The 13,136-nt window shown below is 41.3% G+C and carries 13 protein-coding genes; 4 read left to right on the forward strand and 9 right to left on the reverse strand.

From position 1 onward, the window contains the following. Positions 1-27: 27 nt before the first annotated feature. The 4 genes from HMPREF2613_RS09095 to HMPREF2613_RS09110 all read left to right on the forward strand — a co-directional run bounded on the left by HMPREF2613_RS09095 (position 28) and on the right by HMPREF2613_RS09110 (position 3,004). On the forward strand, positions 28-354 hold the full coding sequence (locus HMPREF2613_RS09095) for a PadR family transcriptional regulator (protein ID WP_000273858.1): 327 nt from the start codon (positions 28-30) through the stop codon (positions 352-354). After that, positions 341-934, forward strand: a complete 594-nt coding sequence (locus HMPREF2613_RS09100) for a DUF1700 domain-containing protein (protein ID WP_024057314.1) — start codon at positions 341-343, stop codon at positions 932-934. Before HMPREF2613_RS09095 ends, HMPREF2613_RS09100 begins: the two co-directional genes overlap by 14 nt. Beyond that, positions 927-1,877, forward strand: coding sequence for a DUF4097 family beta strand repeat-containing protein (locus tag HMPREF2613_RS09105; protein WP_070480088.1), 951 nt, complete (start codon positions 927-929; stop codon positions 1,875-1,877). Before HMPREF2613_RS09100 ends, HMPREF2613_RS09105 begins: the two co-directional genes overlap by 8 nt. A 62-nt stretch (positions 1,878-1,939) precedes the next feature. Then, a complete protein-coding gene (locus tag HMPREF2613_RS09110) occupies positions 1,940-3,004 on the forward strand; it encodes a DUF6574 domain-containing protein (RefSeq protein ID WP_070480089.1) in 1,065 nt (354 codons plus the stop codon). Positions 3,005-3,074: 70 nt separating this feature from the next. Here HMPREF2613_RS09110 and HMPREF2613_RS09115 read toward each other — a convergent pair whose 3' ends face one another. From HMPREF2613_RS09115 to HMPREF2613_RS09160, 9 genes are all read right to left on the reverse strand, one after another. Beyond that, positions 3,075-3,935, reverse strand: a complete 861-nt coding sequence (locus HMPREF2613_RS09115) for a DUF4299 family protein (protein ID WP_070480090.1) — start codon at positions 3,933-3,935, stop codon at positions 3,075-3,077. 227 nt (positions 3,936-4,162) lie between these two features. Further along, on the reverse strand, positions 4,163-5,149 hold the full coding sequence (locus HMPREF2613_RS09120) for an oxygen-dependent tRNA uridine(34) hydroxylase TrhO (RefSeq protein ID WP_001030011.1): 987 nt from the start codon (positions 5,147-5,149) through the stop codon (positions 4,163-4,165). 131 nt (positions 5,150-5,280) lie between these two features. Then, entirely contained in the window at positions 5,281-5,577 is a 297-nt protein-coding gene (locus tag HMPREF2613_RS09125) for a bacteriocin immunity protein (protein ID WP_049491184.1), read from the reverse strand. Positions 5,578-5,633: 56 nt separating this feature from the next. Then, on the reverse strand, positions 5,634-6,323 hold the full coding sequence (locus HMPREF2613_RS09130; protein ID WP_070480091.1) for a CPBP family intramembrane glutamic endopeptidase: 690 nt from the start codon (positions 6,321-6,323) through the stop codon (positions 5,634-5,636). Positions 6,324-6,557: 234 nt separating this feature from the next. Beyond that, positions 6,558-8,042 carry an ABC transporter substrate-binding protein gene (locus HMPREF2613_RS09135; protein WP_049491181.1) on the reverse strand — a complete coding sequence of 495 codons (1,485 nt, stop codon included), beginning with the start codon at positions 8,040-8,042 and terminating at the stop codon, positions 6,558-6,560. 255 nt (positions 8,043-8,297) lie between these two features. Then, complete coding sequence (locus tag HMPREF2613_RS09145) at positions 8,298-9,221, reverse strand: carbohydrate ABC transporter permease (RefSeq protein WP_000818353.1); 924 nt, start codon at positions 9,219-9,221, stop codon at positions 8,298-8,300. 13 nt (positions 9,222-9,234) lie between these two features. Then, the gene (locus HMPREF2613_RS09150; protein ID WP_001032152.1) at positions 9,235-10,164 is read right to left on the reverse strand and encodes an ABC transporter permease; all 930 of its coding nucleotides are present in this window, start codon (positions 10,162-10,164) and stop codon (positions 9,235-9,237) included. 211 nt (positions 10,165-10,375) lie between these two features. Further along, a complete protein-coding gene (locus HMPREF2613_RS09155; protein ID WP_070480092.1) occupies positions 10,376-12,256 on the reverse strand; it encodes a beta-N-acetylhexosaminidase in 1,881 nt (626 codons plus the stop codon). Then, positions 12,250-13,119, reverse strand: a complete 870-nt coding sequence (locus tag HMPREF2613_RS09160) for an ROK family protein (RefSeq protein WP_070480115.1) — start codon at positions 13,117-13,119, stop codon at positions 12,250-12,252. The genes HMPREF2613_RS09155 and HMPREF2613_RS09160 overlap by 7 nt, the downstream gene beginning before the upstream one ends. Between the last annotated feature and the right edge of the window lie 17 nt (positions 13,120-13,136).

Consider the following 13,136-nt stretch of genomic DNA (forward strand, 5'->3'; position numbering starts at 1 on the left):
CTTACACATTAGAAAAGGAGGTTCCCCATGTACTTTCCAACATCCTCTGCCTTGATTGAATTTCTCATCTTGGCTGTACTGGAGCAGGATGATTCTTATGGTTATGAGATTAGCCAAACCATTAAGCTGATTGCTAATATCAAAGAATCTACACTCTATCCCATTCTCAAAAAATTGGAAGGCAATAGCTTTCTGACAACCTATTCTAGAGAGTTCCAAGGTCGCATGCGCAAATACTACTCCTTGACAAATGGTGGTATAGAACAGCTCGTGACCCTAAAAGATGAATGGGCACTCTATACAGACACCATTAATGGCATCATAGAAGGGAGTATCCGCCATGACAAGAACTGAATACCTGACTCAGCTAGAACTCTATCTCAAAAAACTGCCTCAGGCTGACCAAATTGAAGCCATGGACTATTTCAGGGAACTCTTTGACGATGCTGGAGTCGAAGGAGAAGAAGAACTCATCGCTAGCCTAGGAACTCCTAAGGAAGCAGCTCACGAAGTCCTCTCCAATCTTCTCGATAAAAAAATTAATGAGGCACCCGCTCAAAAAAATAACCGACAAATTTTGCATATCGCCTTGTTAGCTCTCCTTGCAGCACCCATCGGTATTCCTCTGGGAATCGCCATCCTCGTGTCCCTGTTCGCAATCCTTGTGGCAGCCTTGACTGTCATTCTAGCTTTCTTTGCGGTTTCCATACTTGGTATCATCGGCGGATTCCTATTTTTAGTTGAAAGTTTCACTGTTCTCGCCCAAGCCAAATCAGCCTTTATCTTAATTTTTGGTGCTGGTTTACTGGCTATCGGTGCTTCTTCACTAGTCTTACTAGGTATTTCCTATGTAGCCCGCTTCTTCGGTCTACTCATTGTTCGCCTGGTGCAATTTGTTCTCAAAAAAGGAAAGAGAGGTGACCAGCATGCGTAAATGGACAAAAGGATTTCTCATTTTTGGTGTGGTGACTACTGTTATCGGCTTTATCCTGCTCTTTGTAGGGATCCAATCTGACGGGATTAAGAGTCTGCTTGCCATGTCCAAGGAGCCTGTCTATGATAGTCGGATGGAAGAGCTGACCTTTGGTAAGGAAGTCGAAAACCTAGAGATTACGCTCCACCAACACGCGCTCACCATCACAGACTCTTTGGATGATCAAATCCACATTTCTTACCATCCATCTCTTTCTGCTCACCATGATCTTATCACAAATCAGAACGATAAAACGCTGAGCCTCACTGATAAGAAACTGTCTGAAACTCCATTTCTCTCTTCTGGAATTGGCGGGATTCTCCATATCGCAAGCAACTACTCTCGTCGTTTTGAAGAAGTTATTCTCCAATTGCCAAAAGGGAGAACTCTAAAAGGAATCAACATCTCAGCAAATCGCGGTCAAACCAGTATCACCAATGCCAGCCTTGAAAATGCGACCCTCAATACCAATAATGGCTATCTCCTCCGAATTGAAGGAAGTCGTATCAAAAACAGTAAACTCACAACCCCTAATATCATTAATATCTTTGATACAGACCTTACAGATAGTCAGCTAGAGTCAACAGAACATCACTTCCACGCTGAAAATATCCAAGTACACGGTAAGGTGGAATTGGTGGCGAAAACAGACCTACAACTGCTACTTTCCGAAGAAGAAAAACAAAGAATCAACTTAGATCTTTCAACAAAACATGGTTCTATTCTTCATTTTGTGAGAGAAGGAAGACGTTCATTTAACAATAAAGAAAACAGAGATGAACATTTAAGCAATCCTTATAAAACAGAAAAAGCTGATGTGAAAGATCAACTCATAGCAAGGGCAGACCAATATATCTATCTACTCAAAGCAGAGGAACACGAGTCTTCTTCTAGAAATCGTTGACAAAAACGCTTACATTCGCTACTATGGAAGCATATTTATCTAACTAAAAAGGAGGTTCTACCATGAAACAAGAATGGTTTGAAAGTAATGATTTTGTAAAAACAACAAGCAAGAACAAACCTGAAGAGCAAGCTCAAGAGGTTGCAGACAAGGCTGAAGAAACGATAGCTAATCTCGATACGCCAATTGAAAAAAATACTCAAGTAGAGGAGGAAGTCTCTCAAGCTAAAGTCGAACTTGAAAACCAGCAAAAAGAGACAATTGAAACGCCTGAAGACAGTGAATTGAGAACAGAAATAGAAGAAAAGAAAGCATTAGATTCTACTGAAGAAGAGCAAGACCTTTCTAAAGAAACAGAAAAAGTCACTATAGCTGAAGAGAGTCAAGAAGCACTTCCTCAGAAAAAACCAACCACGAAAGAGCCCCTTCTTATCAGTCAATCCTTAGAAAGTCCCTATATCCCCGACCAAGCTCCAAAATCTACGGATAGATGGAAAGAGCAAGCGCTTGATTTTTGGTCTTGGCTAGTGGAAGCAATCAAATCTCCTACGAGCAATCTTGAAACAAGTAGCACACACAGTTACACAGCCTTTCTCTTGCTCATTCTGTTTTCTGCGTCTTCCTTTTTCTTTAGTATCTACCACATCAAACATGCTTACTATGGACATATAGCAACTATGCATAATCACTTCCCTGAACAATTTGCTTCATTAAATCTCTTTTCGATTATCTCTATCCTAGTAGCAACAACACTCTTCTTCTTTTCATTCCTCTTGGGTAGTTTCGTTGTGAGACGATTTATCTACCAAGAAAAGGACTGGACCCTAGAAAAGGTTCTCCAACAATATAGTCAACTCTTGGCAATTCCAATCATCCTCACTGCTATTGCTAGTTTCTTTGCCTTCTTTGACAGCCTACGATTTACAGCCCTCTTGTGTGTGATTAGCATTGGAATCATTCTGCTCGCTAGTCTCCATATCATTACAAGGCCAAGTCAAGCAAGTGAAACCGACTCCTTCTATCAATTATTCTTGTCTGTCCTTGTGAACGGAGTCATTATCCTCCTCTTCTTTGTAGCTGAAGTGGCACTGATTGGGGATTATCTCCGTATCTTAGCCTTTCTTTAAGATTCAATCCTGTCTTCCATGGCAGGATTTTTTCTATATCAAAAAGCAAGTCAATTGACCTGCTTCTGCTTTACTCTTCTTGTGCTAATGCTTTAAAATCTTTGTCTAAGATGGGTTGCACTTCTAATTGATTGGCATCTAGTTGGTGGTAAGATGCTGATGGTAGTGACTCTAGGAATTTTGCATAGTTCAAGCGGGCAATGGCTTCATAGTTTTCTGGTTTAGAGCCATCTCCTGTGATTTGAACCAAGTCAATCTCCCACTTGACTTCCTTATCCACCAATTGCTCAATATAGGCTGCAGGAACAAATGGTTCTCTCGGTAAAACTGTCTTGACTCCTTGAGCCAGATGGTAAACGCCATGCACTTGGTCTTCTCCATCTTGATAGAAGGAAACTCTTGCAAAGTAGGCATCTGTCTCTTGAACCGCACGCACACGCGCTTCAAACTGAGCCAAGCCATCTGCCTCTAAAAAGCTTTTCAAGTCCTCATGACTAAAGAAAACAGGATTAAAAATTCCTTGGCAAATCGTAAAACGGGCTGCAGTGTCTGCTAGATAGGCTTGAATACTTGCTTGAAAATAAGCTTCAAAATCAAAACCATCTAGTCCTTCAATCTCAGTTCCTGTGTAAGCAAGCAGGCCATCTAAAAATGATTTGATAATCTGCCAGTCTGTCTTCGTGAGTAAGTCAGGAAGATCAATACGGTAAGCCTTGTGATCATCAGCATAGCTAACTTTAAAGAGAAATTGTGATTGTCCCACTATCGCACATTCGATATACTCGAGACGGTTAAGAGGCTGACGGAGATAGACTGCATCATAGCTATGTGACTCCAAACCATCTATCAAGGCCAAGATAGACTTGGCAGTCAAAATTTCCTGTTCTCCTAAAATGCTCTGTTTATTTGGAATAAAAAATGTTTTCGTCATAACTGGACTCCTTTGAAATCGTTTACATATAGTATACCTTATTTTTCTGAAAGATACACAAACAAACTTTATACTCTTCGAAAATCAAATTCAAACCGCGTCAGCGTCGCCTTACCGTACTCAAGTACAGCCTGCGGCTAGCTTCCTAGTTTGCTCTTTGATTTTCATTGAGTATTAGATTTTTTAGTAAAAAGCATAGAAAAACAGCCCCTAAGGACTGTTTAATCTTATACAGTAGCTGCTTGATCCAAGCTTTCACCGATAGCGGCTAGACGCTCGACAACTTCAGCTTGTGTCAATTCATGTTCTGAAACATAGCGGTTACGTGGGTGAACACGACACTCGTGTGAACATCCACGAAGGTACTTGTCTTCATTTTCTTCTGATGTCAAGATACGACGGTTACAGAATGGATTTCCACAGTTAACATAACGTTCACATGGTGTTCCATCAAACCAGTCTTTCCCTACGATAGTTGGGTTGACATGGTTAACATCTACGGCAATACGCTCGTCAAAGACGTACATTTTCCCATCCCAAAGTTCACCTTGAACTTCTGGGTCTTTACCGTAAGTTGCGATTCCTCCGTGCAATTGGCCGACATCTTTGTAGCCTTCACGGACCATCCAGCCTGAGAATTTCTCACAGCGAACACCACCTGTACAGTAAACCACGACGCGCTTGTCCATGAATTTTTCCTTGTTATCACGAACCCACTGTGGCAACTCACGGAAGTTGCGGATATCTGGGCGGATAGCCCCACGGAAATGTCCTAGGTCATACTCGTAATCATTACGTGTGTCAAGGACAACTGTATCTTCGTCAAGAAGAGCTTCTTTGAACTCTTTTGGAGACAAGTAAGCACCTGTTGTTTCAAGTGGGTTGATGTCGTTATCAAAGTCGTTGTCTTCCAAACCAAGGTGGACAATTTCTTTCTTGTAGCGAACAAACATCTTCTTGAAGGCTTGTTCATTTTCTTCGTCAATCTTGAACCAGAGATCTTCCATACCTGGGAGGCTGTGAACGTAGTCCATGTATTTTTGAGTTGTTTCGTAGTCACCTGAAACTGTTCCGTTAATTCCTTCGTCAGCGACTAGGATACGACCTTTAAGGCCGATTGATTTACAGAAAGCCAAGTGGTCTGCAGCAAATTGCTCTGCATTTTCAATTGGAGTGTAAAGGTAGTAAAGTAAGACACGAATATCTTTTGCCATAAGATTTGTTCTCTTTTCTATTCTTAAATTTTCAGAATTTTTCATCTAACTATACTAGTATACCTGCTTGAGAAAGCGAATGCAATTTATTTGACTGGAAATTGTAGAAAGGTGCTTATCCCTGCACTTCGTCAGTAGCCATAGCGAATCACAGATAATTCTCTTAATTTTTTGATCTGCTCGGCTTGACCTTCGGACAAACTCAGCTTATTATCAATCAACACACGTGAGATGTCAACATTCATTTGGCTCAAAATAAATGGAGTAGAGGTCCCATCGTCCTCTAATCGTCTTTTATAACTCACTAACAGATTTTTCAAGGGAGTCAGCTGAGGCGTATCCTTTATGTCTTCTAGTAGATGATCTATGATAGTCATGGCTTCACAACGCCTTTCGCTTCCTCCTGCAAACCATTTTAATGGTGTCATTCTTATTTTCCTCCTTAAATTGAAAAGCTATCATTCCTAACTCTCGTACCAATATTTCACCCAAATACCCTGTGTAAAAAAGTCAGCAAAAATGGTAATGTCGCGAAAATATTATTAATCACATGCACCGCATAGGAAGGATAAATGCTCTTGGTATAGCGGGTCAAACTAGCAAAGATGATGCCAGATGTTGCAAAGACGAAGATATCTAACAAACTAGGCAGGCTTGAAAAATGAGGAAGAGCAAATAAAATTGACGGAAGAAGCAAGTCAAGGCCAAATCTCGAATGCTTAAAAAAAGCGTGTTGCAGTAATCCTCTATAGATTAGCTCTTCCATAAGTGGAGTCAGAAAGAACAAAGTTATATAGATACCTAGCTCAGCAAAGTTAGTCTCACTATAACCTATCAATACAGCCCAACCTTCAGCAGTTGACTGAACATGTTTAGCTGTCTGAACGTTAAAAGAGATCTGGAGCACTACCACTAATACTGTCAAAATCGAATACCAAAGCCATTTTTTTCTTGGAATGTGAAAGAGATAACCATGACCTGTCTTAACCAGAATCCAAATCATGACTCCGCTAAATAGCACACTCAAGATATTTCGAATCCAGAAAAAATTTCCTATCTGAGAAGAAAATTGCCAATAATTTTGGACAATAAGCGTCAGCTGAGAAAGACCAAATACGAAAAATAAGTAAGAGAAGACTGCACTTATTTTGAATAGAAGTTGATACTTCTTCATATGAACTCTCCTTTGTAAACTCGAGACATCTCTAATATAAGCTATATTTTCCTAAATCCTTACTCCAAATCCAAAATGGTACTTGAGATTTCCTGAATGGTTAAATAGTGATAAAAAAACATGGATATCTATGATCTCTCGTTTCAAAAAATCACTGCCTCCCCCAGATAAGCCTGAGGAAAACAGTGATTCAGTTTTTAGGAGTTAGGAATGAATACACGAAATCAATTGATTTTATGATTTTTTGTTTTTCAAGAATTCATCGTATTGTTTTTGCATTTCGTTCAATACTTTATCGTAAGCACCTTCAGATTTCAATTTTTCCATCAATTCTGGAATAGCTTTATCTGGGTCTACAGTACCAGTGTTGATAGCTGTATCGAATTGTTGCATTGTGTTAGAGATAGCTGAGATTTCAGATTTCACACTGTCAGTGTTAAAGATGAATCCAAGCGCTGGAGATTCTTTAGCTTCTGCCAATTGTTTCTTAGAATCTTCGATTTGTTGGTCTGTAACGTTTTCGTTGATGTAAAGGATCCAGTTGTTACCTGTGTTCCATCCACCCATGTGAGTGTTTCCTTTGTATCCATCAAGGACACGAACACGGTTTTCTTTACCTTCAATTTTTTCCCAGTTCTTGCCTTCTGGACCGTAAACAAGACCGTTCAAAAGTTCTGGGTTAGTGTTCAAGAGGTTCAACACTTCCATTGATTTTTCTTTGTTCTTAGAGTTGTTTGAGATTACAAAGTTAGCAACTTGTGTTGTTTGGTTTTTCTTGATGAAGTTAGTAATTGGTTTGATTTGGATATCTTTGTTCGCAACACGTGAAAGCAAGCTATTGCCGTAGTCAGCTGGTCCTACTGTTTCTTCACGAACGAACCAAGTATCTTGTTGAAGGTCAAATGAAGTATCGCTTGTTGCTACATCTTTTGGAATGTATCCAGCTTCATAGAATTTGTGAAGAGTCTTCAAGTGTTCTTTGAAACGAGGTACTTCGTAACGGTTTACAATCTTAGTAGTGTCTCCTTCAAGGTCGATAACGAATGGAAGTCCATTTGGAACTGGGTAGTCAAAGTTATCAGATGGGATGAAGTTCTTAGTAACCGCAAATGGCACTACATCTGGAGCTTTTTCTTTGATTTGTTTCAAGACTGGCTCAAGTGTTTCGTATGAAGTGACACCTGAAATATCGATACCGTATTTAGCAAGAAGAGTTCCGTTGAAGGCAAAGTTTTGTGAAGATGCAACGTTAGCCGCAACTGGTACTGCATAAATCTTACCGTTTACAGTATTTCCCTTGATGTAAGCTGGGTCAAGTGCTTTATAAAGCTCTGCTCCTTCTTTCTTGTACAATTCTGTCAAGTCAGCGTAAGCACCTTTTTGTGCATTTACAACGTAGTTATCTGCAAAGGCGATATCATAGTTTTCACCAGATGATGTAATAACTGACATTTTCTTGCCGTAGTCACCCCATCCAAGGTATTTGATTTCCAATTTTGCACCAACTTTTTCTTCGATGATTTTATTTGCATTTGTTAGTAATTCATCCAAGTTGTCTGGTTTGTCACCGATTTGATACATCTTGATAACAGGTTTATCACCTGAAGCTGAATCAGCAGCTTTCTTATTGTTACCTGAAAGATTTCCACAAGCAGCAAGACCAGCAGCCAAAGCGACTACACTAGCAGATGCAAAAGCATATTTTTTCCAGTTTTTCATGACAAAAACTCCTTTTTTTTATTTTTAAACTTATAAACAATGTAATGATCTTATACTCAATGAAAATCAAAGAGCAAACTAGGAAACTAGCCGCAGGTTGCTCAAAGCACTGCTTTGAGGTTGTGGATGAAACTGACGAAGTCAGTAATCATACCTACGGCAAGGCGACGTTGACGCGGTTTGAAGAGATTTTCGAAGAGTATTAACTTCACGCAAGGGAAGTTTGGAAACGAGAAATGTTCTTCTCAACAAGCACTATTCTTTCACGCCACCGATAGTCAAACCTTTTACAAAGTAGCGTTGGAAGAATGGATACAGAATCGCGATTGGAAGGGTTGCGACCACAACCATGGCCATACGTCCTGTTTCTTTTGGTAGAGCAACTCCCAGTTGACCAGATAGGCCGACTGCTTTTGCGATGTAGTCCATATTTTGTTGGATTTGCATGAGCAAATATTGCAATGGGTACAAGTTGTCACTCTTGATGTAAAGAAGGGCGTTGAACCAGTCATTCCAGAAACCAAGAGCTGTTAAGAGCGTGATGGTTGCGATACCTGGTAGTGACAATGGCAAACAGATTTGGAAGAAGATCCGGGCCTCACTAGCACCATCGATACGAGCGGATTCTAGAATGGCTTCTGGAATGGTCTTCTTGAAGAAGGAACGCATCAAGATGATGTTAAATGGTGAGAGAAGCATTGGAACAATCAAGGCCCAAACAGTGTCACCAAGCTGAAGTAAACGAGTTACCACAATATAGCCCGGTACCAAACCGGCGTTGAACAACATACTAAGAAGGGCAAAAATCGTAAAGAATCTGCGATACTTAAAGGTTGTCCGTGAAATAGCGTAGGCATAGGTTGTTGTGATAAAAACGTTTGTGATAGTCCCCACCACTGTTACAAAGACTGAGATGAAGAGGGCTTGGAGAATTTTATCCTTAAACTGTGCCAAAAACTCAAAACCGTCTAAGCCAAATTGAGATGGGAAGAAGCTATATCCATTTTGAAGGATACTCTTTTCATCTGTCACTGAAATAACGATAACGAATACAAAGGGTAGGATACAAGAGAGGGCAACCAAACCAGAAATGGTACTAAAGAAGATATCCGCTTTCTTACTGAAGGAGTGAATGCCGACATTATCAATTTTTTCTTTTTTAATTTTCTTTTCTGCCATATTCTCCTCCTTTCTAGAACAAGGCTGAGTTTGGATCAACTCGTCTTGCCAGTAAGTTTGATAGGATAACCAGAATCAAGCCGACAACTGATTGGTAGAGACCTGCCGCTGAAGCCATCCCGATATCCGCTGTCTGAGTCAAACCGTTATAAACATATACGTCCAAGACATTGGTTACGTTATAAAGCTGACCAGCATTGTGAGGGATTTGGTAGAAGAGACCGAAGTCTGCACGGAAGATATTCCCGACTGCAAGGATGGTCAATACAGTTACCAACGGTGTCAACTGCGGAATGGTTACATTGCGAATTCGTTGCCATTTGCTGGCTCCGTCCACTGTCGCTGCTTCGTAGTAGGTTGGATCAATTCCCATGATTGTCGCATAGTACATGACACTGCTATATCCAAAGCCTTTCCAAATACCTAGGAAAAGTAGGAGATATGGCCAGATGCCCAAGTCAGCGTAGAAATTAATTTCCTTCATTCCAATAGATTCTAGGAAATGGTTGAACACACCTTTATCGATGTTTAGGAAGGCATCTGTAAAGAAACTGATGATAACCCAAGACAAGAAGTAAGGGAACAACATGGAAGTTTGGAAGATCTTAACCATTCTCTTAGAACGGAGTTCACTTAAGATGATAGCAATCCCTACAGATACAATCAAACCGATAAAGATAAAGCCTAGATTGTAGAGGACAGTATTTCGAGTGATGATAAAGGCGTCTTTTGAACTAAACAAGAATCTGAAATTATCGAGTCCGACCCATTTACTATTCACGATACTATCTATAAATCCATTACTGGTCATGTGGTAGTCTTTAAAGGCAACCACGTTTCCAAATACTGGAATGTAGAAGAATAGAATCAACCAGAGTGCCCCTGGTAAAACCATCAAGAGAAAGATCCAATTGTCTCTCAAGGTTTTTGAAAACTTATTCATAATTTCCTCCCTTTTTTATTTTGATATCCATCTAAAAATTCCTTTTTAGACTTTTGATAACGATTACATTATTAGTATACTCCTATTTGAAGGTTAGGTTAAACTACTAATTATAGAAAAAACTCCACAAATTATTTTATGTGGAGTACTTTTTTAAGAAAGGGATGTTTCACGAGAAACACTCTGAGTAAGAGCACAGTGTTCTTGTTTTTTATGTTGTATAAATCGTCGAAGCTGTCGCAATGGTATGCCACTGGTTGGCTGTTGTGGCTGCGAAGTTCTTGTCTGCGTAGAAGTCTGTAAATGGTAAGATTTCCACTTCTAACTCATCAATACGGTCAAGCTGACCAGCCAGATAAGCCTCGATACGACTTTCTGCTCGTTTGATTCGTTGCAAGAGTCCGCCCATACGGATGTCAACCGTATCCAAGCCAAAGACCTTATTTTCCTTCAACCATTGATGGCTAAAGAGGGCATGGAAGTCTTCAATTTGGCTTCTGAGTTCTGGTAATTCTTGTCTTGCGATTTCTTGCAGACTTTCCTTATCATTTACTTGATAGGCCTGACGAATGCGTCGTCCCACGTCCACTTTGCTACTTAAAATGGCATTCAACTGGGCCTGAGTTTCAAAGAGATAGGCATAGTTTCCAGCTTTTTCTTTAATGGCAGCGAGCGTCTCAGCAGCCTGAGCGAAGTGCGGTTTGTCCTGTTCAGGTGTCATGTGTCGATCAAGGATCGGACAGAGAATATCCTGATAAAAGACATAGCGGTTAGGATTGATCCCGCTGAGATTACCCGGTAGGTCTGGCAAGAGATTAGCTAGGTCAATCTGCATAAAGTCCTCAACCGATAGACCAGTATTGGTTTTGAAGTGTGCAGACAAACGGTCTAGGTCATTGCGATAGCTGAGTTCTGCCCAGATTTGCAAGCTTGGTAGGATAGAAAACTGAGCGGTCTCACCACCATTATCCCCCCAACCCGTTACAATGACTTCTTTGATATCATTGGCACGACAGGCTTTATTGGCTTCAAGAGCGATGAGACGGCTGAAATGGTTATTGGGTGTGAAACCAATCCACTTCCAAGCACCACCTGCAAAGGCAAGGTCATGGCTAATCTTGTGATGGTTGCGGAAATTGCGGTTGTATTTTTCCTCGCTATCCTGATAATAGTCCCAGTAAACCAAGGTCACACGGTCTTTGAGACTGTCCAGGTAGACACGAGTTTCTTCTGGAATTTCCACATCGCGGTCGTACTGGCCATCTGCTGACATAAGTTTAAAGAACATATCGCTCCACATCTGGCAGTGGAAACCATATTTGTCAGCAATATCTAGCACGCGCTCCAAGTGTTGGCACATGAGGAGACTACGATCCACAACACCGTTCAGAATCAAGTAGCGTCCCAAACCAACCAAGTGGGCTTCGTCCATCCCAATATTGACCTTGCGAGTCTTCAGTTTAGATAGGGTAGCAAACATGCCATCAATCAGGTCATAAACCTTTTCTTCGCCGATAAGGAGGATATCCTCCACATCACGGAGTTCCTGCACTTCTTTGACACCCCATTTAACGAAGGCAGACAAGTGGGCCAAGGTCTGGATGCAAGGAACAAAGGTCATGTCAAACTGCTGGGCATAGGCTTCGATTTCCTGCAACTCCTTAGCCGAGTAGGCTCCACGAAAATAGCCAAAGTAAGGCTGCCCTTCAATCTGGTAGGTGTCCTCCATGTAAAGCTCAAAGGTTGAGTAGCCCATGAGAGCCAAGACCTCAATCATCTGCTTGGCAGAAGCCACATTCAGCACCGCATTTCGCGAACAGTCAGCCATATAAGCCAAATCTTCATAAGCTGCTTGTTCTTCAATCTCTACTTTATCACCTTCTACTAGAGCTGTTGCTAACAAGGACAAGGCACGATAAAGTTGGTGAGGTTTGCGATAGGTCAATTGATAGTGACCACCCTCACCCTTGATTGAAATAGAGGCTTGGTCAGACTGAGCGACAGATACTTCCACATCTGGTAAAGAGATATGCTTTGTCAGCAAGTCGATTGCCTGAGTTTGTTTGGAACTAAGTCCTGTAAATCTTACCATTGATTTTCCTCCTGTAGCCAGTTGACAAGGGCACCGTAGAGATTGGCATCTGCATGATAGGTGCAGGCTTGGATAACTGGTGCGACCGTGTATTCTTCGTAGGTATCAACAAAGTCATCTACAGCCTTCTTGACACCTTGAATAAAATCTGGATTTTGACTGATAGAGCCTCCCAGACTAATGACATCTGGGTCGATGAGATACTGAATATTGAGCAAGCCTTGCGCCAGATTACGGTTCATGCGCTCAATGGCTTCTTGACAAAGGGCATTTCCTGCTTCGGCCTCTTGGTAAATCTTGCGACCGTCCCAATCAGTCTGACCAGATTTTTCAATCACGTAGCGTACCATATTTCCAGTTGACGCTAGTTGCGACCAGTTGTTGAGCTTTTCGGCAGGAGCAAGGGTGGTCATGTAGCCAAATTCTCCACCCAGACCGTGGCGACCTCGGTGAAGTCTGCCATTGATAATCATAGCTCCGCCAATCCCTGTCCCAATTACGACACAAGCTGCATTTTCAAGCTCTGGATGAGCCAGTAATTCACTGAGTCCAACGCAGTTGGCATCATTTTCCAGATGGACAGGAATCTGATAAGAGCTAAGCGCCTCATACCAAGAAAATCCGTGAATGTAGGGCACCGCACTGAAGCCATCAATCACACCTGTCTCTTGATTGACAGCGCCTGGAACGCTCATAGCAATCCCGCTATAATCCTGTTCTGACAAACGTTGATCTAGCCAAGCTAGTAAGTCCTCCAAGTTTTCAGGCGTTGGAATGCTTGTCTTATTCAGTATTTTCCCATCAGGAGTCAGACTGGCAAACTTAATCCCAGTCCCTCCGATATCAATCGTTGCAATGGTCATTGTTTTTACCATAAAAA

The organism is Streptococcus sp. HMSC070B10 (genome assembly GCF_001808665.1).
In the GTDB taxonomy this organism is placed as follows: domain Bacteria; phylum Bacillota; class Bacilli; order Lactobacillales; family Streptococcaceae; genus Streptococcus.

Excerpts from the sequence above, each read along its gene's own strand:
- HMPREF2613_RS09160 (WP_070480115.1), bottom strand. The coding sequence starts at position 13,119 with ATGACCATTGCAACGATTGATATCGGAGGGACTGGGATTAAGTTTGCC.
- HMPREF2613_RS09115 (WP_070480090.1), bottom strand. The coding sequence starts at position 3,935 with ATGACGAAAACATTTTTTATTCCAAATAAACAGAGCATTTTAGGAGAA.
- HMPREF2613_RS09120 (WP_001030011.1), bottom strand. The coding sequence starts at position 5,149 with ATGGCAAAAGATATTCGTGTCTTACTTTACTACCTTTACACTCCAATT.
- HMPREF2613_RS09105 (WP_070480088.1), top strand. The coding sequence starts at position 927 with ATGCGTAAATGGACAAAAGGATTTCTCATTTTTGGTGTGGTGACTACT.
- HMPREF2613_RS09155 (WP_070480092.1), bottom strand. The coding sequence starts at position 12,256 with ATGGTAAGATTTACAGGACTTAGTTCCAAACAAACTCAGGCAATCGAC.
- HMPREF2613_RS09125 (WP_049491184.1), bottom strand. The coding sequence starts at position 5,577 with ATGACACCATTAAAATGGTTTGCAGGAGGAAGCGAAAGGCGTTGTGAA.
- HMPREF2613_RS09145 (WP_000818353.1), bottom strand. The coding sequence starts at position 9,221 with ATGGCAGAAAAGAAAATTAAAAAAGAAAAAATTGATAATGTCGGCATT.
- HMPREF2613_RS09130 (WP_070480091.1), bottom strand. The coding sequence starts at position 6,323 with ATGAAGAAGTATCAACTTCTATTCAAAATAAGTGCAGTCTTCTCTTAC.
- HMPREF2613_RS09100 (WP_024057314.1), top strand. The coding sequence starts at position 341 with ATGACAAGAACTGAATACCTGACTCAGCTAGAACTCTATCTCAAAAAA.
- HMPREF2613_RS09135 (WP_049491181.1), bottom strand. The coding sequence starts at position 8,042 with ATGAAAAACTGGAAAAAATATGCTTTTGCATCTGCTAGTGTAGTCGCT.
- HMPREF2613_RS09150 (WP_001032152.1), bottom strand. The coding sequence starts at position 10,164 with ATGAATAAGTTTTCAAAAACCTTGAGAGACAATTGGATCTTTCTCTTG.
- HMPREF2613_RS09095 (WP_000273858.1), top strand. The coding sequence starts at position 28 with ATGTACTTTCCAACATCCTCTGCCTTGATTGAATTTCTCATCTTGGCT.
- HMPREF2613_RS09110 (WP_070480089.1), top strand. The coding sequence starts at position 1,940 with ATGAAACAAGAATGGTTTGAAAGTAATGATTTTGTAAAAACAACAAGC.